This window comes from Sphingobium sp. GW821-FHT02B05, from assembly GCF_059421905.1.
In genome coordinates, this window is the sequence record NZ_JBWKVW010000004.1 from 161,794 (window position 1) to 182,256 (window position 20,463).

Annotated in this window: 30 protein-coding genes and 1 tRNA gene; 11 read left to right on the top strand and 20 right to left on the bottom strand. The window is 64.3% G+C overall.

Annotation, left to right across the window (positions count from 1 at the left end; all coding sequences use genetic code 11):
- Positions 1-2: 2 nt before the first annotated feature.
- The 3 genes from AC07UX_RS14970 to AC07UX_RS14980 are packed head-to-tail and all read right to left on the bottom strand — an operon-like array spanning position 3 to position 2,889.
- Positions 3-959, bottom strand: a complete 957-nt coding sequence (locus AC07UX_RS14970) for an AAA family ATPase (protein WP_495192791.1) — start codon at positions 957-959, stop codon at positions 3-5.
- A complete protein-coding gene (locus tag AC07UX_RS14975) occupies positions 959-2,197 on the bottom strand; it encodes a hypothetical protein (protein ID WP_495192792.1) in 1,239 nt (412 codons plus the stop codon). The genes AC07UX_RS14970 and AC07UX_RS14975 overlap by 1 nt, the downstream gene beginning before the upstream one ends.
- Positions 2,194-2,889 (bottom strand): DUF4129 domain-containing protein, encoded by a 696-nt coding sequence (locus tag AC07UX_RS14980; RefSeq protein ID WP_495192793.1) that lies wholly within the window; start codon positions 2,887-2,889, stop codon positions 2,194-2,196. The genes AC07UX_RS14975 and AC07UX_RS14980 overlap by 4 nt, the downstream gene beginning before the upstream one ends.
- A 122-nt stretch (positions 2,890-3,011) precedes the next feature.
- On the opposite strand from AC07UX_RS14980, the gene AC07UX_RS14985 reads away from it, so the two are divergent.
- Positions 3,012-3,800 carry a DUF7847 domain-containing protein gene (locus tag AC07UX_RS14985; RefSeq protein WP_495192794.1) on the top strand — a complete coding sequence of 263 codons (789 nt, stop codon included), beginning with the start codon at positions 3,012-3,014 and terminating at the stop codon, positions 3,798-3,800.
- Positions 3,801-3,948: 148 nt separating this feature from the next.
- Here AC07UX_RS14985 and AC07UX_RS14990 read toward each other — a convergent pair.
- Positions 3,949-4,035: transfer RNA gene (locus AC07UX_RS14990), tRNA-Leu, on the bottom strand.
- Positions 4,036-4,224: 189 nt separating this feature from the next.
- Between AC07UX_RS14990 and AC07UX_RS14995 the strand changes: the two genes are divergently transcribed.
- From AC07UX_RS14995 to AC07UX_RS15005, 3 genes are all read left to right on the top strand, one after another.
- On the top strand, positions 4,225-4,980 hold the full coding sequence (locus AC07UX_RS14995) for an alpha/beta fold hydrolase (protein ID WP_495192795.1): 756 nt from the start codon (positions 4,225-4,227) through the stop codon (positions 4,978-4,980).
- Complete coding sequence (locus tag AC07UX_RS15000; RefSeq protein WP_495192796.1) at positions 4,980-5,852, top strand: tetratricopeptide repeat protein; 873 nt, start codon at positions 4,980-4,982, stop codon at positions 5,850-5,852. The genes AC07UX_RS14995 and AC07UX_RS15000 overlap by 1 nt, the downstream gene beginning before the upstream one ends.
- A gap of 88 nt (positions 5,853-5,940) precedes the next feature.
- Positions 5,941-6,183: a YMGG-like glycine zipper-containing protein gene (locus tag AC07UX_RS15005; protein WP_495192797.1), complete on the top strand. Its 243-nt coding sequence runs from the start codon at positions 5,941-5,943 to the stop codon at positions 6,181-6,183.
- Between the two features lie 109 nt (positions 6,184-6,292).
- Here the strand turns inward: AC07UX_RS15005 and AC07UX_RS15010 are convergent, their stop codons facing one another.
- Complete coding sequence (locus AC07UX_RS15010) at positions 6,293-7,000, bottom strand: SIMPL domain-containing protein (protein ID WP_495192798.1); 708 nt, start codon at positions 6,998-7,000, stop codon at positions 6,293-6,295.
- 104 nt (positions 7,001-7,104) lie between these two features.
- Between AC07UX_RS15010 and AC07UX_RS15015 the strand changes: the two genes are divergently transcribed.
- From AC07UX_RS15015 to AC07UX_RS15025, 3 genes are read left to right on the top strand one after another with little or no spacing between them, the layout of a single operon-like run.
- Positions 7,105-7,539 (top strand): VOC family protein, encoded by a 435-nt coding sequence (locus AC07UX_RS15015; RefSeq protein WP_495192799.1) that lies wholly within the window; start codon positions 7,105-7,107, stop codon positions 7,537-7,539.
- Between the two features lie 5 nt (positions 7,540-7,544).
- A complete protein-coding gene (gene gloB / locus AC07UX_RS15020) occupies positions 7,545-8,267 on the top strand; it encodes a hydroxyacylglutathione hydrolase (protein ID WP_495192865.1) in 723 nt (240 codons plus the stop codon).
- Positions 8,268-8,323: 56 nt separating this feature from the next.
- Positions 8,324-8,737, top strand: a complete 414-nt coding sequence (locus tag AC07UX_RS15025) for a hypothetical protein (protein WP_495192866.1) — start codon at positions 8,324-8,326, stop codon at positions 8,735-8,737.
- A 70-nt stretch (positions 8,738-8,807) separates the two neighbouring features.
- On the opposite strand, the gene AC07UX_RS15030 is transcribed toward AC07UX_RS15025, so the two are convergent.
- The 5 genes from AC07UX_RS15030 to rpmF all read right to left on the bottom strand — a co-directional run bounded on the left by AC07UX_RS15030 (position 8,808) and on the right by rpmF (position 11,973).
- Positions 8,808-9,179: a MerR family transcriptional regulator gene (locus tag AC07UX_RS15030; RefSeq protein WP_495192800.1), complete on the bottom strand. Its 372-nt coding sequence runs from the start codon at positions 9,177-9,179 to the stop codon at positions 8,808-8,810.
- Between the two features lie 149 nt (positions 9,180-9,328).
- Positions 9,329-9,625, bottom strand: a complete 297-nt coding sequence (gene ihfA / locus AC07UX_RS15035; protein ID WP_495192801.1) for an integration host factor subunit alpha — start codon at positions 9,623-9,625, stop codon at positions 9,329-9,331.
- Between the two features lie 97 nt (positions 9,626-9,722).
- A complete protein-coding gene (locus tag AC07UX_RS15040; RefSeq protein WP_495192802.1) occupies positions 9,723-10,703 on the bottom strand; it encodes a beta-ketoacyl-ACP synthase III in 981 nt (326 codons plus the stop codon).
- Entirely contained in the window at positions 10,700-11,725 is a 1,026-nt protein-coding gene (gene plsX / locus AC07UX_RS15045) for a phosphate acyltransferase PlsX (RefSeq protein WP_056690763.1), read from the bottom strand. Before plsX ends, AC07UX_RS15040 begins: the two co-directional genes overlap by 4 nt.
- A 68-nt stretch (positions 11,726-11,793) precedes the next feature.
- On the bottom strand, positions 11,794-11,973 hold the full coding sequence (rpmF, locus tag AC07UX_RS15050; protein WP_066606737.1) for a 50S ribosomal protein L32: 180 nt from the start codon (positions 11,971-11,973) through the stop codon (positions 11,794-11,796).
- A 207-nt stretch (positions 11,974-12,180) separates the two neighbouring features.
- On the opposite strand from rpmF, the gene AC07UX_RS15055 reads away from it, so the two are divergent.
- Complete coding sequence (locus AC07UX_RS15055) at positions 12,181-12,612, top strand: MAPEG family protein (protein WP_495192803.1); 432 nt, start codon at positions 12,181-12,183, stop codon at positions 12,610-12,612.
- A 111-nt stretch (positions 12,613-12,723) separates the two neighbouring features.
- Here AC07UX_RS15055 and AC07UX_RS15060 read toward each other — a convergent pair whose 3' ends face one another.
- From AC07UX_RS15060 to AC07UX_RS15080, 5 genes are all read right to left on the bottom strand, one after another.
- The gene (locus AC07UX_RS15060; RefSeq protein ID WP_495192804.1) at positions 12,724-13,383 is read right to left on the bottom strand and encodes an MBL fold metallo-hydrolase; all 660 of its coding nucleotides are present in this window, start codon (positions 13,381-13,383) and stop codon (positions 12,724-12,726) included.
- Positions 13,384-13,499: 116 nt separating this feature from the next.
- Positions 13,500-13,925 carry an RrF2 family transcriptional regulator gene (locus AC07UX_RS15065; RefSeq protein WP_120251189.1) on the bottom strand — a complete coding sequence of 142 codons (426 nt, stop codon included), beginning with the start codon at positions 13,923-13,925 and terminating at the stop codon, positions 13,500-13,502.
- A gap of 91 nt (positions 13,926-14,016) precedes the next feature.
- Positions 14,017-15,060 carry a glycerophosphodiester phosphodiesterase gene (locus AC07UX_RS15070; protein ID WP_495192805.1) on the bottom strand — a complete coding sequence of 348 codons (1,044 nt, stop codon included), beginning with the start codon at positions 15,058-15,060 and terminating at the stop codon, positions 14,017-14,019.
- Positions 15,057-15,413: an ArsC family reductase gene (locus tag AC07UX_RS15075; RefSeq protein WP_120251191.1), complete on the bottom strand. Its 357-nt coding sequence runs from the start codon at positions 15,411-15,413 to the stop codon at positions 15,057-15,059. The genes AC07UX_RS15070 and AC07UX_RS15075 overlap by 4 nt, the downstream gene beginning before the upstream one ends.
- A 15-nt stretch (positions 15,414-15,428) precedes the next feature.
- Positions 15,429-15,809 (bottom strand): RidA family protein, encoded by a 381-nt coding sequence (locus AC07UX_RS15080; protein ID WP_495192806.1) that lies wholly within the window; start codon positions 15,807-15,809, stop codon positions 15,429-15,431.
- Positions 15,810-15,963: 154 nt separating this feature from the next.
- Between AC07UX_RS15080 and AC07UX_RS15085 the strand changes: the two genes are divergently transcribed.
- Complete coding sequence (locus tag AC07UX_RS15085; protein ID WP_495192807.1) at positions 15,964-16,275, top strand: hypothetical protein; 312 nt, start codon at positions 15,964-15,966, stop codon at positions 16,273-16,275.
- Here the strand turns inward: AC07UX_RS15085 and AC07UX_RS15090 are convergent.
- Positions 16,272-16,685: a globin domain-containing protein gene (locus AC07UX_RS15090; protein ID WP_495192808.1), complete on the bottom strand. Its 414-nt coding sequence runs from the start codon at positions 16,683-16,685 to the stop codon at positions 16,272-16,274. The genes AC07UX_RS15085 and AC07UX_RS15090 overlap by 4 nt on opposite strands.
- Positions 16,686-16,834: 149 nt before the next feature.
- On the opposite strand from AC07UX_RS15090, the gene AC07UX_RS15095 reads away from it, so the two are divergent.
- Positions 16,835-17,437: a thermonuclease family protein gene (locus tag AC07UX_RS15095; RefSeq protein ID WP_495192809.1), complete on the top strand. Its 603-nt coding sequence runs from the start codon at positions 16,835-16,837 to the stop codon at positions 17,435-17,437.
- Positions 17,438-17,449: 12 nt separating this feature from the next.
- Here the strand turns inward: AC07UX_RS15095 and AC07UX_RS15100 are convergent, their stop codons facing one another.
- The 4 genes from AC07UX_RS15100 to AC07UX_RS15115 form a co-directional block, all read right to left on the bottom strand.
- Positions 17,450-18,034 carry a glycine zipper 2TM domain-containing protein gene (locus AC07UX_RS15100; protein ID WP_495192810.1) on the bottom strand — a complete coding sequence of 195 codons (585 nt, stop codon included), beginning with the start codon at positions 18,032-18,034 and terminating at the stop codon, positions 17,450-17,452.
- Between the two features lie 403 nt (positions 18,035-18,437).
- Positions 18,438-18,635, bottom strand: a complete 198-nt coding sequence (locus AC07UX_RS15105) for a hypothetical protein (protein ID WP_495192811.1) — start codon at positions 18,633-18,635, stop codon at positions 18,438-18,440.
- A 129-nt stretch (positions 18,636-18,764) separates the two neighbouring features.
- The gene (locus AC07UX_RS15110; RefSeq protein ID WP_495192812.1) at positions 18,765-19,814 is read right to left on the bottom strand and encodes a ribonucleotide-diphosphate reductase subunit beta; all 1,050 of its coding nucleotides are present in this window, start codon (positions 19,812-19,814) and stop codon (positions 18,765-18,767) included.
- An 11-nt stretch (positions 19,815-19,825) separates the two neighbouring features.
- Positions 19,826-20,101, bottom strand: a complete 276-nt coding sequence (locus AC07UX_RS15115; RefSeq protein ID WP_495192813.1) for a hypothetical protein — start codon at positions 20,099-20,101, stop codon at positions 19,826-19,828.
- Positions 20,102-20,160: 59 nt separating this feature from the next.
- Between AC07UX_RS15115 and AC07UX_RS15120 the strand changes: the two genes are divergently transcribed.
- A complete protein-coding gene (locus tag AC07UX_RS15120; RefSeq protein WP_495192814.1) occupies positions 20,161-20,424 on the top strand; it encodes a DUF2171 domain-containing protein in 264 nt (87 codons plus the stop codon).
- Positions 20,425-20,463 lie beyond the last annotated feature (39 nt).

The window sequence follows — 20,463 nt, forward strand, 5'->3', positions numbered from 1 at the left end:
GCTCAGCGCGGCGCCTCTATCGTGTCGATGATGCCGGTCACGACATCCTCGATCCGGCGACCGTCGATTTCGGCGGCGGGCGAGAGGATCAGGCGGTGGCGCAGCAAGGCTGGCGCGAGGGCCTTTACGTCGTCGGGGATGACGAAGTCGCGGCCGTCGAGCGCGGCGCGGGCGCGCGCGGCGCCGGCGAGCATCGCGCCGGCGCGGGGCGATGCGCCGCTTTCCAGATCGGCGACGTCGCGCGTGCCGCGAATGAGGGCGAGGATATAGTCGATCACTGCATCGACCAGTCGGACCTGGTTCACGACGCCGATGGCTTGCGCAATGCGGGCGGCGTCGGCCACGGGAGTGACGCCCCATGTTTCCGGCGTCATCGCATGGGTGCGCGCGCCATGGGTGGCGACGATCCGCCGTTCCTCCGTTGCGCTGGGATAATCGACGCTCTGCTTGAAGAGGAAGCGGTCGAGCTGCGCTTCGGGCAGAGGATAGACGCCCTGCTGCTCGATCGGATTCTGGGTCGCGACGACCATGAACCGATCGCTCAGGGCCAGACTTTCGCCGTCGATGGTGACGGTGCGTTCCTGCATCGCCTCCAGCAGGGCGGCCTGCGTCTTGGGCGGGGTGCGGTTGATTTCGTCGGCCAGCAGCAATTCGGTGAAGATGGGGCCGCGCGTCAGGGTGAACTGGCTGGTCTGAAAATTGAACAGGTTGGCGCCGATGATGTCGCCGGGCATCAGGTCCGGCGTGAACTGGATGCGGCCGAAATCAAGGCCGAGGGCGCGGGCGAAGCTGTGCGCGATCAGCGTCTTGGCGGTGCCCGGCGGCCCTTCCAGCAGGATATGGCCACCGGAAAAGAGCGCGACGAGCATCAGGTCGATGCTCGCCTCCTGCCCTACGACCGCGCGGGCCACCTCTTGCCGGATCGCCTGACCAAGCGCCTGTACGTCGGTCACATTCATCAGCTCTTGTCCTTCTGCCAATCATGGAGCGCCTGTGCGGCATCGCGCAGGCCATGCCGGTCGCGCGCCGCATCCGCCGCCTGCGCGAGGTCGGTGAAGCGCTGCGCGCCCTTCAAACTGTCGAGATATTGGTCGAGCGCCTGATCGCGCAGCCGTGCGGGCGCACCGAAGGCACGGGCCGCGCGTTCGCGGATGACGGCGGCATAGCGGCCGCCGAGGCGCGATTCGCGGCCGGCCTTGCGGATCAACAAGGCGCTGTTGTCGACCAGCGCGGTCTTGCCGAAGGCGACGGCGCGAGTCCGGGCGCGCGGCGGCCCGAAGCGGCCGAAGGCATGAAAGCCGGCGAGCAAAAGAGTCGCGGCGATCGCCAGCGTCATCGCCAGGAAAGGCGGTTCGAACAGCAATTTCAGCGGGCTGCGCGAATGGCCGAGGCCGTTCATCGACACGTCGAAGGCGATGCCGTCCGCATCCGTGCTGTTCAGCCAGTCGAGCAGCGCCAGCGCGGACCGGGCCTGACCCACATCCTTCATACCCCGATTGTCGAGCAGGTCGGGATCGGCCAGCACATAGAGCGGCCCTTCCCCCACCTGCGTGAGCAGGATGCCGCCGCGCCCGTCGGTCAGCAGCGGATGGAGGTCGCGCCATCGGTCCTGCTGCTGGTCGTTGTCCGGATCGATGCCGGTGATGACCTGTACCGGGCGCGGGGTCCAGAAGCGGCCGGGGACGCCATGAGACGTCAGCACGCCGCCGCCGCTCTTGGCGTGCCGCATGGTGAAGCGGACGCCGGGGGCAAGAACGCCGACCGGCTCCGACAATGGAAGCAGTCCCTGATAGCGCGCCCAGCCGGGATGGTCTTCATCGGGCACGGTGCGCCATTTGGGCAGGACGAACAGGGTCGGCCGGGTGGCGCGCTGGATGAGCGCCTGGCTGATGTCGGTCGCGCCGGTTTCGGGCGTGACGATCAGCAGATCCTCGGTCTCGAAATCATGGGCGTTGCGCACGATGCGAGGGTTGCGGCCGGTCGCTTCGGCCAGTTTCACGAGCGCGGCATAGCCGGTGACGGCGTTGGACAGGGCATGGGCACCGCCATTGCGGCCCGACCGCAGGTCCGGGGCATAGGCGCCCAGCACCAGCATGCCGACGAAACCGGCGATGCCGATCGCCAGCAGCAGCGCGACGGTGCGGCCCCGAAACAGGCCGGCATCGGTGGTCTGGCGGGGGGTGGCGATATCGTTCACGCCGCCCAGTTCCGCGTCCGGGCGAAATCGGCATAGGCAAGGCGGCACCGATCCCATTCCAGCATGTCGATCGGGCGACCGCCGAACAGGCTGCATTCGACCGCCTGCGCGATTTCGGTGAAGAGGCGGCGCGGGGCGGACGGGATGCCGTCCGCGCGGGCAAGGTCGCGGCTGGTGAGCGCAGGGCGGACGATGTGCGGCCGGCGGCGGGCCATATCCTCGACACTGCGGAGCAAGAGGTGATGCACCGCTTCGGCATAGCGGCCCTGCCCGGCCAGCGCGTCGGCCTCCTCCAGCCAGGCACGGGCCGGGGCAGCATCGGGCGTCCAGTCCTCCTCCCCGGCATCGACCGGCATGGCAGTGCGGCGACGGCGCCATTGTGGCAGGCGCCACTCGCCATGGCGGACGCGGTCCACCACGATCCATAAGATGAGCAGCGCCAGCGCGGCGATGATGGCCCACAGGACAATGCGGGCATAGGGCGCGTCGGGCATGAGACTGCCGATCCAGCGCAGGAAGCGGCCGACGGGTGCCAGCACCGCTTCCAGCCATTCGCCCAATGCCTTGAGCCAGGCGGGCGGCGGCTGGCGGCCGGGCGCGGGCATCATGTCGAACTGGATATCGCCACCCGACCGCAGCGCGCGATGCGCCGCAGCCAGTGTGTCGTCGGGTAGAGAATCTGGTCCGGCCACTGCTGCCACCCCCATCGGCCTGCGACCCTAGCGACTGATGACGGCGGTGCAAGTCATTCAAAGGATGACAAAGTCCGACATATGGCACAGCATGGCGACGGGTGTATCGATAGGGGCACGACATGGCGTCGCGGGGGATGGCAGATGAAGGGCGATCCTTTTCGGTCGGGGCGGTGTTGGGCCGGGCATTCGGCACGCTGGGCGACAATCCTGTCGCGACGTTCGGGATCGCCTTCCTGTTCGGGGCGGTGCCGCAGGCGCTCTTCAGCTATCTTGTCGGCGTAGCCCAAGGCCCCTTTGCGTCAGACGATATGGCGACCATGCTTTTCGTATCGATCGGATCGATGGCCGTTTATCTGATGCTGCCCTTGCTGGTGCAGGGCGCTTTGGTCCAAGCGACATCGGCCTATGCCGATGGTGACCAGTCGACATGGCGCCGGAATCTGCGCATCGGCTTGTCCGCCGTGCTACCGATGCTTGGCCTTACGATCCTGCTCATGCTGGGCATCATGGCCGGTTTCACGCTGCTGCTGGTGCCCGGCGTGATGCTGTATGTGATATGGTCGGCCGCGGTGCCGGCACTGGTGATCGAAAGGAAAGGCATCTTCGCGGCCTTTTCACGCAGCCGTTTCCTCACGAAAGGCGCGCGCTGGCGGATTTTCGGACTTCAGATATTGCTGCTGGCCATCATATGGGCATTGCTGGCGCTGCTGGGCCTCTTCATCTTGACGAGCGGCGTATCGACGCGCGGTAGCGGCGTCGTCCTTTCGTTCGCCCATCAAGCGCTGTCGGCGCTGACCAACACCCTCGTCATCGCAATCTGGAGCACGACGCAGGCCAGCCTCTATATTTCGCTGCGCAACTGGAAAGATGGTCCACAGTCGCAGGATCTGGCCGATATCTTCTCCTAACGGAGCAGCGTGTAGAAGCGGGGATTCCACAGCGCCCTGGTGCCCGCGCAGTCCTGCGCCAACCCGGATGTTCCGCGACCGGCTGCGGACGACAAAAAAAGCGGCTGTCGCCAGCCGCTTTTTTGTGTTCTTGGTCCCGCCAAAAACGTGGTGCCCAGAAGAGGACTCGAACCTCCACGACCTTGCGATCGCCAGCACCTGAAGCTGGTGCGTCTACCAATTCCGCCATCTGGGCACGGGGTAGGAGGGCGCCTCTAACGGGTGCCCCCAAAGCTGTCAACGCATTGTCCGCATTATTTTAATCAGCGACGAAAAAACTTCATTCGCTCCCCTCTCAATGCCGCAGCGAGCAGGTCTTGCGCTGTTCTCGGCGTCTTGGGAAGGGTAAGGCAGGATATTGCCGCCATGTATAAGGATGCCGATCGTGACCGATGCCCCCGCCCCTGCGCCTGCGCTGTTCGCCCGGCCCGACGGGTTGCGCCTGGCCTATCGGCATCGGGCCGGGACCGGACCGACCATGGTCTTCCTGCCCGGCTATATGTCCGACATGGAGGGGAGCAAGGCGATCGCGCTGGATGCGTGGGCGGCCAGCGAGGGCCGCGCGATGCTACGGCTGGACTATGCCGGCTGCGGCGCCAGCGACGGACGGTTTGCGGACGGCACGCTGGCCGGTTGGCGTGACGATGTGCTGCTGCTGCTCGACAATCTCGTCGAAGGGCCGGTCTTGCTGATCGGGTCATCCATGGGCGGCTGGCTGGCGCTGCTGGTGGCGCTGGCGCGGCCGGACCGGGTCGAGGGGCTGGTCGGGATCGCGGCCGCGCCCGACTTTACCCAATGGGGCTTTACCGACGCGGACAAGGCGCTGCTGCACACCGAGGGGCGGATCGAGGAACCGACGCCTTATGGGGACCAGCCCTATGTGACGACGCTGGGTTTCTGGGAATCGGGTCAGGCGCTGCGGCTGCTGGATGGAGGGATCGGCATCGATTGTCCGGTGCGGCTGCTGCACGGGCAGCAGGACGAGGATGTGCCCTGGGCCATCGCCATCAGGACGGCGGAGCGGATGCGTTCATCCGATGTGCAGACGTTGTTGATTAAGGACGGCGACCACCGCCTCTCGCGCGACGGCGACATCGCCCTGCTGATCCTGACCGTCGCCACTCTCCTGGACAGCCTCTGATGCCCTTCTTTCTTCTTCCGATCCTGCTTCAGGCCTATGATCCCGAAATCGAGGCGGTGATGAATCGGAGCCGCAAGCAAAAGCAGGAACAGCGCGCAGCCGCCGCTGCGGCTGCAACACCGGCCGCCGCCGCCCCGGTTCGGGAGGATGGCAAGGTGCCTGTCCCCGCGAAATTCGCTGCGCCCTTTCAGGCGTGCCTGGATCAGGCGATCGAATCGCCCGATGCCGGTGTCGCCTTCGCCGAAAAATGGCGGATCGAAGGTGGCAGCTTCTATGCGCGCCATTGCATGGGATTTGCCTATGCGCGGGCAGAGCGCTGGACCCCGGCCATTGTCGCCTTCGAACAGGCGGCGGAGGAAGCCGAGCGGAGCGGCGAGATGGTCGAGGCGGCGCGGCTGTGGGCGCAGGCCGGCAACGCCGCGATGGCCAGCGGCGACCTGCCCAAGGCGCGGGGCGATTTCGATGCGGCACTGGCGCGCGGCCTGCCCGACGGGCTGGAGAAGGGCGAGGTGCATCTGGACCGGGCGCGGGCGCTGGTGGCGCTGGACGATGCGAACGCCGCGCGCGATTCGCTGGACATCGCGTTGACGCAAGCCCCCAAGGATCCGCTGGCCTGGCTGCTGTCGGCGACGCTGGCGCGGCGCACGGGCGACCTGCGCCTGGCTCAGGCGCATATCGCGCGGGCTGTGCAACTGTCGCCTGACGACGCCTCCGTCGCGCTGGAGGAGGGCAACATCGCCGTGCTGACCGATCATGAGGATGTGGCGCGCGCCGCGTGGGGCCGCGCGGTGAAATTGGCCCCGACGGCGGCAGCGGGCAAGGCGGCGGCAGACAATCTGTCGCGCCTTCCTGCCGAAAAACCAGCCGGTTAAGATCGGCAGCAAGACTTTGTCACGGAACTGGCTTCGCGCCTGACTCGTTCGCCTGTCCGTAGCGGGATTAGATGAAAGAGACAGCGAAATGGACAGTCATTGGAAGAAGATGGTGGGCATCGGCCTGCTGGTGGTTGCAGCGAGCGCGACCACGGCCTGTTCGCGCGGGGCGACGCGCGGCGGGCTGATCGGCGGTGCGGGTGGCGCGATCGTGGGTAGCGCGACGGGCCTTGGCACCACCGAGGGCGCGGTGATCGGCGGGGCTGCCGGCGCGGTCATCGGCGACAAGAGCGATTGTTCGCGCCGCGAACGCCGCCGGGGCCGTTGCTGAGGCTGGCGAATTCCTCACCTCCGTTCGGTTCGAGCATGTCGAGGAGCACAGCGCCAGACGCTTCTCGACTTCGCTCGAAGCGAACGGGATCGGGTGATGGCGGCGAACCCTATTTGAGGTAGAAGTCGATGGTCGTGACGACGCGCACCTTTTTGTAGGGCGTGTCGCTCGATCCGTCACCACCCTCCCCGTTGCGGGCGTCGATCGAGAAATAGCCCTGGGTCGCACTCTTGATGCCACCCACCCCGGCGCCTGAATCCTTGGCGAATTGTTCGGCGGCGGCGCGCGCGTCTCTGGTGGCGGCAGCGACCATGTCCGGCTTCACGTCATTCAGCTTGGTGAAGCTATATTTCATCCCCGACCCTTCCTGAAGCGTCACGCCGCGACGGACGAGGTCGAATTGTTGCGCCACCGCCTTTTGCGCGCGGGCGATGTCCGTGGTGCGCAGCAACATGCGTTGCGTGATGGTGATCGTGTTCACGCCATTGTTGAGATATTGATTCACGCCGGCCCCGGTCGGGGTAAGATCGCCCGGCTTGAAACCCAAGCCGTTGAAATAGGCCTGCAATTCCCTGGTATTATTGTCGATTTCGGCGCGTACCGTCGGCAAGTCGAAACCGGTGGCCGAATAGCTGATTGACCAGGTGGCGAGATCCGCCGTCACATCCTTTTCGGCAAGGCCGCGCACCGTGACCGACCGGTCCGCCGCCTTGGCCCGGGTGAGGCCATCGCCCAGCAGATAACCACCCGCTATCAAACCAAAAGCCAGCAGCCCTGCGCTGCCCAGCAAAATCCTGTCCCGCATTTCCAGTGCCATTGTCCGCTTTCCTCTTCCGTCCGGTGATGCGCGACCTTATCTTGGGGCTCTATCTATAATCACCGAGATGAACCGTTGCTTTATAGCGACAAACGGAGACTATCTTGCCCAAATTTCTGCATAGCATGATCCGCGTGACCGACGTGGACAAGACGATCGCCTTTTTCGACCTGCTGGGCCTGAAGGAGGTCAAGCGCTTCGACAGCGAGCAGGGGCGCTTTACGTTGGTCTATCTCGCCGCGCCGGGGGATGAGGATGCGCAGGTCGAACTCACATACAACTGGCCGCCAGTCGATGGCGGCGCGGGCGAAACTTATGATGGCGGGCGCAATTTCGGCCATATCGCCTATCAGGTCGAGAATATTTACGAGACATGCCAGACGTTGATGGACGCGGGCGTCACGATCAACCGGCCGCCGCGCGACGGGCATATGGCATTCGTGCGCACGCCGGATAATATTTCGATCGAATTGTTGCAGGACGGGCGGCTGGAGCCGGCAGAGCCGTGGGTTTCCATGCCCAATATCGGGGCCTGGTAAGCGCCATGCTGGAGGTCGTTCGCATACCCGTCCTGACCGACAATTATGTCTGGTTGCTGCATGACGACGTCAGCGGCGACACGGTGGCGATCGACCCCGCCGTGGCGGAGCCGGTGCTGGAGACGGCGGCCGCGCGCGGCTGGACCATCGGCCAGATCTGGAACACCCATTGGCACGGCGACCATGTCGGCGGCAATGCGGCGATCAAGGCGGCGACGGGCTGCGTCATAACCGGGCCTGCCGCAGAAGCGGAAAAGATCGGCACGCTGGACCGGACGGTCGAAGAAGGCGAGACGGTCCGCATCGGCGAGCATATAGCTACCGTCATGGCGGTGCCGGCCCATACGGCGGGCCATGTCGCCTATCATCTGGCCGACGATCATATCCTGTTCGTCGGCGACACGATGTTCGCCATGGGATGCGGCCGGCTGTTCGAGGGGACGCCGGCACAGATGTTCGCCAACATGGCGCGCTTCGCCGCCCTGCCCGACGACACGACCGTCTATTGCGCGCATGAATATACGCTTTCCAACGGGCGGTTCGCGCTGGGGGTAGAGCCCGGCAATGCGGCGCTTACGCAGCGGGTCGCGGCGGTGGAAGCCGCGCGGGCGCGGGGAGAGGCCACGGTGCCGACGAGCATCGGGCTGGAACGGGCGACCAACATCTTCATGCGTGCAGACAGTGTGGCGCAGCTGGCGGAACGACGAGCGGCGAAGGACGCAGCCTGACGGATTTTGCGCTATGGTGGCGTCCTTGGGACATGATGATGGAGAGAGTCGCGATGATGGCGAGGATCGGACGCGCGGGGATGGTGGCGGTGGCGACGCTGCTGGCGGGCTGCGCCGGCAGCTATGAACCCACGCCGCTCACCCAGAAGCAGGCGTCCGCGCTGGACAAGGCATTGGCCGGCAAGGTGGCTGGCGAGAAGGTCAGCTGCATCAATCGCGAACCGCAAAGCAACCTGACCGTCATCAGCAACAATGTGCTGCTCTATAGGGTCAGCCGCAAGCTGGTGTACAAGAATGAACTGATCGGCAGTTGCAGCGGCTTGTCCGCTGGCGACATCATGATCGTGCGCAGCTTCGGATCGCAACTGTGCCGGGGCGATTTCACCACAACGGCCGACCGGATGACCGGCATGATGTCGGGCGCCTGTGCTTTAGGCGACTTCATCCCCTATCGCGCGCCGGCGAAATAGACCGTTCCAAGAGTCGTTCGTTTTCCGCATTTTGCGAGCCGCCATCTGTTCCAGATGGCTTCAAAATGCTCTAATCGCCGATCGCCTTGGCCAGGTCCATTCGGATCGCCAGCAGGCGGGCGAGCAGGTCCGCCTGCTCCAGCGGTGCAGGTGCGATCGTGACCGGAGCTTGTGCGGCCAGTTCTTCGCCCCGCGTAGCGCCATTGCCGTCCACCAGCGCCTTTTGCGCGCCCTTGACGGTGAAGCCTTCGACATTGAGCAATTGATGGATACGGCGTGCCAGTGCGACGTCGGCGGGTCGATAATAGCGGCGATTGCCCGACCGTTGCAACGGGCGCAGCTGGGGGAAGCGCGTTTCCCAGTAGCGCAGGATATGTTGGGGAAGCGCAAGCTGGTCGGCCAGCTCGCTGATGGTCAGAAATGCACCCTCCGCCTTTTTCATGACAGGGATGTTGCACCCATAATCGCGCCAAGGTCAACCATGGTGGCGATGCCTATATCGGAAAGGCGATCAATTGCCGATTAGTGCGGGCAAACGACCAGATTATGCGCCGGCCTCACCAGAATTCTGCTGCGCGTGGCGCTATTCCTTCAGGCGGAGGCGACCCTGTCGCGCATAGTCTGGCTGGCGCGAAAGGTCAGCACACGGCGCGGTTCGATCGGCACTTCGACGCCGGTCTTGGGATTACGCCCCATCCTTTCCGTCTTGTCACGCAGGACGAAAGTGCCGAAGCTGGAAATCTTCACATTTTCTCCGCGCTCCAGCGCGCAGGACATATGTTCGAGAATGGATTCGACCAGCGCCGCCGCCTCGGCCCGCGACAGGCCCACATGGCGATTCACGCTTTCTGCCAGATCCGCGCGCGTCAGCGTTCCGTTGCCGGTCATCGACCATCCCCTCGTTCAAGCCCAATGACCATCCCCCCCGGACGGTCAGCAGGAAATGTGATTGATTCGCGGCGCTTTGGCAAGCGGTAGCTATGGTTTACACCCGAAGGACGCATGCGCCCCAGGTGAAACCGCCACCCATCGCTTCCAGCACGATGAGGTCGCCGCCCTTGATCCGACCGTCGCGCACTGCGCAGTCGAGCGCGAGCGGTACCGAGGCAGCAGAGGTGTTGGCGTGACGATCGACCGTTACCACCACGCGATCGGGCGACAGTTTCAGCTTGCGCGCAGTCGCGTCCAGGATGCGGGCATTGGCCTGATGCGGGACCAGCCAGTCGATATCGTCGGGGGTCAGGCCCGCCAGTTCCATCGTTTCCTTGAGCACGGAGGCAAGGTTGACCACCGCATGGCGGAACACTTCCTGCCCCTTCATGCGCAACTTGCCAACGGTCTGGGTCGTGGACGGACCGCCGTCGACATACAGAAGCTGGTTGTGGCGGCCATCGGCATGCAGCTTGGCCGCCAGGATGCCGCGCGCGGTCTTGGGATCGCTGTCCGCGCTTTCCTCGGCGCCCAGCACGACCGCGCCCGCGCCGTCCCCGAACAGGACGCAGGTGGTGCGGTCTTCCCAGTCGAGGATGCGGCTGAAGGTCTCCGATCCGATCACCAGCGCGCGTGTCGCGGCGCCCGAACGGATCATGCTGTCCGCCACGGTCACGGCATAGAGGAAGCCGGAGCAAACGGCCGCGACGTCGAAGGCGACGCAATCGTCGATGCCCAATGCCGCCTGCACCTTGGTCGCGGCGGCGGGGAAGGTCTGGTCCGGGGTTGCCGTCGCCAGGATGATGAGGTCGATATCCTGCGCGGTGATGCCGGCCGCCTCGATCGCCTTGGCAGCGGCGTCGGCCGCCAGCGATGCGGTGGTTTCACCATCGCCCGCGATATGGCGGTTGCGGATGCCCGTCCGCTCGACGATCCATTCGTCGCTGGTATCGACGGTTTCGGCCAGTTCGGCGTTGCTGACGGTGCGAACCGGCAGGGCCGAGCCCGTGCCGAGCAAAATGGACCGGCGGATCACTTGACGGGCTGCTCCAGCTTGGACGCGGCGGCCGACAGCGACTGGATGCCGGCCATGTCGGCGGCGATGCGACGGGTGATATCTTCCTCCAGCAATCGGGCGGCGACATGCACGGCATTGGCCACGCCCTTGTCGTTCGCGCTGCCATGGCTTTTCACCACAACGCCGTTAAGGCCGAGGAAGACCGCGCCATTATGATTATTGGGATCGAGATGATGTTTGAGCAGGTGCATCGCCGGCTTCGAGATCAGGAAGCCGATCTTCGAGCGAATCGAGCTGGTGAACGCCTTGCGCAACACATCGGTGACGAAGCGGGCCGTGCCCTCCGCCGTCTTCAATGCGACATTGCCGGAAAAGCCATCGCACACGATGACGTCGGCGTCGCCGCGCGCGATCTTGTCGCCTTCGGTGAAGCCGTCGAACTGAAGCGGCAGGCTGGTCGCACTGCGCAACACGGCAGCAGCGTCGCGGATCTCGTCCGTGCCCTTCAAATCTTCGGTGCCGATGTTGAGCAGGCGCACGCGCGGCCGTTCAAGATCGAAGGCGATCCGCGAATAGGCCGCGCCCATGACCGCGAACTGGACGAGGTTGCGGGCGTCGCACTCGGTATTGGCGCCCAGGTCCAGCATGACGACATCATTGTCGCCCAGCGTCGGCAACAGGGCCGCGAGTGCAGGACGATCGACACCTGGCATCGTGCGCAGGGCGACTTTCGCCATCGCCATCAGCGCGCCGGTATTGCCGGCGGAGACGGCAGCGCCGGCCTCCCCCGCCTTCACGGCGGCGATGGCCATCGCCATGGAGCTGCTCTTCTTGCGAATCGCGACACTCGGCTTGTCCGAGCCATCGACGACCGTATCGGCATGGACCACGTCCGACGCCGCCCGCAGATTCGGGTGCTGGTCGAGCGCCGCCTTGATCCGCACCTCGTCGCCGAACAGGGTGAATCGCAAACCGTCATGCCGGCGGCGGGCCAGTGCGGCCCCCGCCATCATCACGCGCACGCCTTCATCCCCGCCCATCGCGTCGATTGCGATTCGCGGTTGGCCTGACACTTTAGAGCACCCCTTTGCGGAGTAGAGAGACGGGCTTACGCCCCGACGGCGACGATTTCGCGGCCGTTATAATGCCCGCAGGCGTCGCACAGATTGTGGGGACGCTTCAGTTCGCCGCAGTTCGAGCATTCCTGGAATGCTTCGACGCGGAGCGAATCGTGGCTACGGCGCATGCCGCGCTTGGAGGGAGAAGTTTTGCGCTTGGGGACAGCCATGTCGGCACCTTGTTCCGTATATCAATCAAGTTGTACGACCGGCCAGTTCCCATGGAAAAGCTGACGCCAACGGCGCCGCAGACCCATGCGGCCCGGGTGATCGCGAAGCCCTGCGCCTATAGCGGTTTTTGTTCGGGGTGCAAGTCCTTCCTTGCCCCGCCACACCGGCAAGCTAGGGTAAAGGCCACGAAAACTGGGGGAAAGTCCATGTTGCTGCCGATTACGCTGACCTTTGCCGCCGCCTGCGCGCTGCTGAACATGTGGCTGGCGATTCGCTGCGCCCGGTTCCGCATCAAGGACAAGATATTGCACGGCGATGCCGGGAACGGCCTGCTGGCCAAGCGCATGCGGGCGCATGCCAACTTCGTCGAATATACGCCGATCGTCCTGATTCTCTTCGCGCTGGTGGAGATGGCGGCGGGTGCATCGCTGGGGCTGTGGATCGGCGCGCTGGTCTATGTGGTGGCGCGGGTGGTCCATGCGTTCGGCATGGACGCGGACAAGCCCACTTTATGGCGCGCGGGCGGCGCGCTGCTGACCTGGGGCGTGATGCTGGTGATGGCGGGCGTGGCGCTCAGCATCGCCTATGGCGCGACGCGGGAGGTCACGGTTCCACCGGCGATGGCGGCACGGGGGTAATATGAGGCAAGCGTTCCCCGGCGCAGGCCGGGGTCCAGTTCTGGCCGTGGCACTGGCCCCCGGCCTGCGCCGGGGAACATTCACGTCATTGCTTGTTCTTATACGGGCGAACTATCCCGCCAGCACCGAATCGGCGACATAAGGGTTGGTGCGCCGTTCGTGGGCGAAATTGCTCATCTGGCCATGGCCGGGGACGAAGGCCGTCTCCCCGCCCAGCGGCCACAGCTTGCCGGTGATCGCGTCGATCAGATCCTGATGATTGCCGCGCGGGAAGTCGGTGCGGCCGATCGACCCCTGGAACAGCACGTCGCCCACGATCGCCAGCTTGCTGGGCGCGTGGTGGAAGACGACATGGCCGGGCGTGTGGCCGGGGCAGTGGAACACATCGAGAATGAGGTTGCCGACCGTCACCTGGTCGCCGTCATTGAGCCAGCGGTCCGGCTCGAAACTTTCGCCGGGCAGGCCCCAGCGCTCGCCATCCTGCGGCAGGCGGTCGATCCAGAAGCGGTCGTCCTCATGCGGCCCCTCGATCGGGACGTTGAGGTCGCGGGCCAGTACGCCGGCTTGGCCGCAATGGTCGATATGGCCGTGGGTGACGAGGATCTTCTCGATCGTGACGCCTTGGCTGACGATCGCCTTCTTGAGCACCGGCAGGTCGCCACCCGGATCGACGAAGGCGCCGCGCATCGTTTCCGTACACCAGAAAAGCGTGCAATTCTGCTGCAACGGGGTGACGGGGATCAGGGTGGCTTTAAGCGGCGGCGTGGTCATAGGGCTGATGTGGCGAAGCGGGGCGCGGGGCGCAAGAGCGTCCCTACAGGAGACCATGCCAAATGCCTTTCCCCGTTCCGCGTTCTGGACTGGCCCCCGGCCTTCGCCGGGAACAGTCAGGCCTCATCCATCGCTGCGAACGGTTCGGCCAGGCTGATGCTGTCCAGCACCTTGGCCGTTTCATCGCGCACGCGCAGCATGACGCGGTGCAGGCGGCATTCCGATTCGGGCAGGCAGTTGGTGCAGCTTTCATGCGCGAAGCGGCTGGCGCAGGGCGTGAGCGCCAGCGAACCGCGCGTCAGGCGGACGATGTCGCCATAGCTGATATCGACCGGCGCCAGTGCCAGCCAATAGCCCCCGTCCCGTCCCCGCTGGGTCGCGACCAGCCCTTCGCGCGACAATTCGGACAGGATGACCGTCAGGAACTTGGACGGGATATTCTGCCGCGTGGCGATTTCATTGAGGGGCACCGGACCCTGACGGTAGCGGTCGGCAAGATGCTGAAGCGCGCGGATGGCATAACGGGTCTTCTGGGACAACATGGCCCCGTTATTCGCGTGCCGGCGGGCTTTGGCAAGTCAAGCAAGGCGCAAGACAAAGAAGTTTTCCCGGATCGGCGCGCTCCGGCTGCGATCAGGGGTTGGCAGGCGTCAGGGCCGCCTTCGCCTGCCCTGGAAAATCGCTGAAGATGCCATCGACGCCCGTGTTGGCGATGGCCCGGACATAGCCGGCAAAGTCGCCCCGGCCCTGCGCATCGTCGGGCCGCTGATATTGGGCGGGCAGGAAGCTGTTTTCCATCCGCAGCGTCCATACATGGACCTGAAGCCCCGCATCATGGGCACGACCGACCAAAGCCGTCGGCCCCTGCGCGTCGATCAGTTGCCCTGCCGAGGGGCCAAGGCCATCGGCATAAGTGGCGATGTCGCTCAACCCCTGCACCGTCAGCATGTCCGCATAGGTGGTGCCGGGCAGGTCGGCCGGGCCGCCCTCCCCATCCACAAGCTGGACGAGGCGCAGGCGGGTCGCGGCGCGCAGGGCCTTGAGATTGCCGACCTCGAACGACTGGATGAAGACCGGGTCGGCCTCCGTCTGGTAACCATAACGGCTAAGCAGATCGAGCAGCGCCGCCTGATGCGGCAGGCCGATGCCGGCGAAATAGCTGGGATGCTTGGTTTCGGGATAGAGGCCGATGCGGCGGCCGGTTTCGGCCTCCTTGGCGCGGACCAGCTTCAAAATCTCTTCGAAGGTCGGGATGAGATAGAGATCGTTGAAGCGCTTGTTGGCCGGGCGCAGGTCGGGCAGCCGTTCGCGCGCCCGCAAAGTGCGCAGTTCGGCCAGGGTGAAATCCTCGGTAAACCAGCCCACCATGTCGATGCCGTCGATCCGCTTCGTCGTCTTGCGATCGGCAAATTCGGGATGGTCGGCGACGTCGGTGGTGCCGCCGATCTCATTTTCATGGCGGGCGACGAGGACGCCGTCCTTGGTCAGAACCAGATCCGGCTCGATGAAATCGGCGCTCTGGTCGATCGCCCGCTCATAACTGGCCAGCGTATGTTCGGGCCGTTCGCCGCTGGCGCCGCGATGGGCGATCAGCAGCGGTTCGGCATAGGCCGCAGAAAGGGGGGTGAGGCTCATCAGCAGGAACAGCCCGATGCGCGCCAGCCCCCGCCCGATCACGCCTTCACACCTTGCAGCGCGTTTTCATAGGTCGTCGCCTTGAAGCCGACGATGGTTTCGCGGCCGGTGTCCAGGATCGGGCGCTTGATCATCGAAGGGTTGGTGATCATCAGCAGGATCGCCTTTTCCGCGTCGATATGCGCCTTGTCGCCCGCGTCCAGCGCCTTGAAGGTGGTGCCGGAGCGGTTGAGGATGGTTTCCCAGCCATGCTCCATCACCCATTCCTCCAGCTTCGCCTTGTCGACGCCGGCAACCTTATAGTCGTGGAAGTTGTAGGTGACCCGCTCATTGTCCAGCCAGTTGCGGGCCTTCTTGATCGTGTCGCAATTTTTGATGCCATACATGGTAATCATGACGCCGTGCTCCTGTTACCCTTTGAAGGCGGTGACTTCGATCTCGATCTTCATCTCCGGCTTGACGAGGCCGGCGATGACGCAGCTGGCGGCCGGGCGGGTGTCGCCGAAGACCGGGCCGGCTATATCCCCCATCACGTCCCAATAGGCCGCATCGGTGATATAATAAGTGACGCGCACCACGTCAGCGAAGGAAAAGCCCGCTTCGTCCAGCGCCTTGCCGATGACTTTGAGCGCATTGCGACCCTGTTCGACCACATCTTCGGGCATGGTCTTGGTTTCGGGATCGGTGCCGGTAGTGCCGGCGACGAAGCACCAGTCGCCCTGGACGACGGCGCGCGAATAGCCGACCTGCGCCTCAAAGGGCGAGCCGGAGGAAATGAGCTGGCGGGACATGGGGATTCCTGTTGCAGTGCGAAAGGATCGCAGGGGCCTTTGCGCTCAAGACTGCACACTGTCCAGTATTTTCCGGCCAGCATTTTCCAGCCAGCATTTCCGGAACGGCGGACGCGGCAGACCGTTGGTGGTGCCTTAGCCAAGGAGATATGCGATGGCCCCTTCAAACCCCACTCCGACCCCCGACCGGGACTATGAGGACAATAGCGAGCAGGCAGAGGGCGGCACGCAGGCGCAGGATGTCGCCGACGATGCGCGGGCACGATCGACCGACATCAGTGAGGACAGCGAACGGGGCGGAAAGACCAACCTGGCGCAGATCATCCCCGACGATACCGAGGATCTGGTCGAAAAGATGGAAGCGATGAACCGGTCCGGCCGGATCGACATGGACGCCTATGCCGGCGAACCGCAGATGGACGATGAGGAAGACGACGCCTACGGCCCGACCGAAGACGAGGATTAGGCGGCGGCGTTGCCGGCGTTCAGGCCAAAATTGATCATGCCCCGCGCCATATGGCCTAATGCCTCCGCCATGGCGTCCCCCAGTTCAGGGTCGAGATCGTCGGCGCCGGCGATGGCGCAGGCCATGGCGGTCGCCCATTGATCGGCCAGTGCCGGGGTGATCGGAAAGGCGCGGTGCAGCGACATGATGCAGGGTCCGCGTTCGAACCAGTCGCGCGGGCCGCCGAGCCAGCCGACGAGAAAGCGGGTCAGGCCATGGCGTACCGGGCCAAGGTCCGCTGCATGGATGGCGCGCAAGTCCGCATAGACCGGGTCGCTTTCCAGCAGATCGTAAAAGCGGTCGGCGATGGCGCGGATCGGCCGGTCGCCACCGATGCGGGCATAGGGGCTGGGCGGCGCTGCGGCGTTCATCAATCGGCTCCGTTTCGGATGGGCCGGCTCAGCATGGCAGCGCAGGCAGGCACGGCATTGACCTGCGTCAAATCCCGATATCGCCGGATCGGCGGAAAGATGGAGCGGCTTTAACAAACCATTTGCCGACCCGACGCTAGAGCGGGGGCATGTCGAGATTTGGGATTGGACGGCGGCGGCCGTCACGCAGGGACAAGGTGCAGCAGGCCTGGATGGCGGAGGCGCGGCGGGCCGGTCATGTTGCGCGCTTCCAACCCGTGCGAAAGAGCGGGGGCTTTGGCGGTCCGGCGCTGATCTACATGATGTGCCTTGGCCTGCTATTGGGTTGGTATGGGCCGGACTGGATGGCGCGGCTCAATCCGCCGGACGCGAACGCGCCGCGGCAGAGCCTGGCGATCGACAGCCTCTCTGCCGATTTCGGTTTCTGCCATAGTGGCGGCGCAACCAATTGCGTGGTCGATGGCGACACATTCTGGTTCCGGGGCGGCAAATACCGGATTGCCGACATCGACACACCAGAAACCCATGGACCGCGCTGCGCGGCCGAGGGCCAACTGGGCGCGCAGGCGACGCGGCGGTTGCAGGCGTTGATGAATGACGGTCCCTTCTCGCTGGAGGTCGAAGGGCGCGATACCGATCGCTATGGCCGCGCGCTCAGGATCGTGACGCGCGGAGGCCAGTCGATCGGCGAACAGTTGGTCGCCGAAGGACTGGCCCGACGCTGGGACGGCCGCCGCCATCCCTGGTGCTGAACGGCATGCGCCTTAGCGGCAGCTGACCCCGCCACGGTCGATCTCACGGCCGAGCAAGGCGCCCGCGCCGCCGCCGATCAGCGTGCCCAGCAGGTTGGATTGACCCTGCGCGATCTGGTTGCCGAGCAGGCCGCCCAGCGCCGCGCCGACGATCAGGCCGGTGGTGCCGTCCGACCGGCGGCAATAATAGCGGTCGTCATTGCCGCGATAGATACGGGTACGGCGATCGACGCGGATCGGCTCGTAGCCGCCGCGATAGTAGCGATTGGCCTGATAGCCACGACCATAGCGCGGATCCGGCCGGTTCCAGTCATAGCTGTAGATCGGCCGGCCAGGGCGGATATTGCCGCGCCGGTCCTGTCGCCAATCGCGACGATCATCGCGCAGGTCGCGATTCGCACTGCGAACGTCGCGGCGATAATCCTGTCGGGCATCCCGAACGTCGCGGCGGTAGTCCTGCCGGGCATCGCGGACGTCGCGGCGATGCTCGCGCACGTCGCGGTTCGATTGGGCCGCGGCCGGCGTTGCCGCAATGCCGGTCAGCGCCATGGCGCCGAGCGACAGGGCAACAACGGCCCGTTTGAGCGAGAATGTCATGGAATGAGGCTCCTTCCCTCTGAAGCATTTTATGTCAGCGGCCACGGATGACGGCTGGCGAAATGCCGAAAACAAAAGATTCTTGAGGCGTGATCCGATCCGGTCTCATCGGATCACGCGCCAAGGTCGTGGCGATAGAACCCGTGACGATGAAGGATGTTGCATGAACGGAACAAATCCGACCCGTTCAGCCGGCGGAAAGCCAAGGTCGGCGCAGCACCGCACATAGGACATGCGCGGCTTAACTTCGCACATTTCCCGCCGATTTCGACATTCCATATCCTATCGACGACATATCGTTACGCGACCAGGCGAAATCGGGAGCGTCAGCCGCGACAATAGCGCGGCATGGGGAAGTAGGACAGCCAGCCCGTGACGGCCGATCGAGCGGTGACGGGACGGATCAGAAGATGTTGGCGATGGCCTGACGCTGTTCGTTGGTGAGGCCGTCAGCAGCGGTAGCGTTATCGCCTTGCGCCGGGTCGTCCTTATCGGGACCGGAACCCACGAACTGAATCGCGGTCAGGATGACCAGCACCGCCCAGAGCAGGGCGAACCAGCGGCTGGTAAAAAGCGAGCGGAGACGGACGCCGAAGAGCATGGGAGTGGAGCGTATAGGGCGCAGGTTAAGGAATGCTCATTCCGCGCGCCGCTGGAGGGACAGGCCCTGCGGCTTCAGGAAGACAACAGGTGGCGCCAGCGTGAAGGCGCCACCTGCCATCTCCCCACGTTATTCTGCCGCGATGCCCGCCGCCTTGAACATGTCCGGATCGGTATCGAGATTGGCAGCTTCGCCACCCTTGACCTGCTGGCGGCGATCGAAGGCGTCCCAGACGTCGTTCCACTGGCCGCGGGTCGCGCCCTTCGAATATTCGGTCGCGCGGGTTTCGAAGAAGTTGGCATGCTCCACGCCGTTGAGCAGCGGGGTCAGCCAGGGCAGCGGATGCTCGTCGATCATGTAGATGGGCTTCAAACCCAGCTGGCCCAGGCGCCAGTCGGCGATGTAGCGGACATATTTCTTGATGTCCTTGGGCGTCATGCCGGGCACCGGTCCCATTTCGAAGACGAGATCGACGAAGGCGTCCTCGATGCGGACGGTCTTCTGGCACATGTCCATGATGTCGTCCTTGACCGCGGGGGTCAGGCACTGGCGTTCGGCGCAGAAGGCGTGGAACAGCTTGATGATGCCTTCGCAATGCAGCGTTTCGTCGCGGACCGACCAGGTGACGATCTGACCCATGCCCTTCATTTTATTGAAGCGCGGGAAGTTCATCAGCATCGCGAAGGATGCGAAGAGCTGAAGCCCTTCGGTAAAGCCGCCGAACATGGCGAGCGTGCGGGCGATATCCTCGTCACTCTCGACGCCGAAGGTCGCCAAATAGTCATGCTTGTCCTTCATCTCCTTATATTGGAGGAAGGCGCTATACTCGCTTTCGGGCATGCCGATCGTGTCGAGCAGATGGCTGTAGGCGGCGATGTGGACCGTTTCCATGTTGCTGAACGCGGTCAGCATCATCTTGATTTCGGTCGGCTTGAACACGCGGCCATATTTTTCGTGGTAGCAATCCTGCACTTCTACGTCGGCCTGGGTGAAGAAGCGGAAGATTTGCGTCAGCAGGTTGCGCTCATGGTCGCTGAGCTTCTGCGCCCAGTCGCGGCAATCCTCGCCCAGCGGCACTTCTTCGGGCAGCCAGTGCAGCTGCTGCTGGCGCTTCCAAAATTCATAGGCCCAAGGATATTCGAAGGGCTTGTACACCTTGGAGGCTTGAAGAAGGGGCATGTGGTTCGTCCTTAATGTAATTTGATGGTTTCGATGCCCTCAACAGGGCCAAGAAATCCGAAAGTGAGAGCGCAGGCAAAAACGAAAAATAGCGGTGCAAAAATCATCTGGATTTTGCCGATCAGGTTGAGCCGACCTATTGGTAACTGCGAACCCTCTATTGGCATTCCAAACAGTGTACGGCCAACGAAGGGGTTTGCAGCCATGCGAGCAAAGCGCAGACCGTTTGCAAATACCCCCAACGCAATGAGCGCGACGATCGCCAGAAAGATGCGCCCGTCGGTCATGCGACCATTGCCGCCGCCGCGCGTTCAACGCTCGCTACCCCCAGCACAGGAGAAATATCATGGTCGATCTGACCAGCATCCAGGAACATGCCGAAGTGATCGGTGCCGACGGCGTCCATGTCGGCACCGTCGACCATGTCGAAGGTGACCGCATCAAGCTGACCAAGAAGGACAGCGGGGCGCAGATCGAGGGCGCCACCGGCACCCATGAAGGGCATCATCACTATATCAGCCAAGGCCTGATCGCCGAGATCGAGGACGATGGCACCGTGCGCCTGAGCGCCAATGCCGACGTCGCGGTGACGTTCGAAGAAGAAGCGTGAGTGCGCGGGCGCGGCGGCACCAGCCGTCGCGCCCCGCTT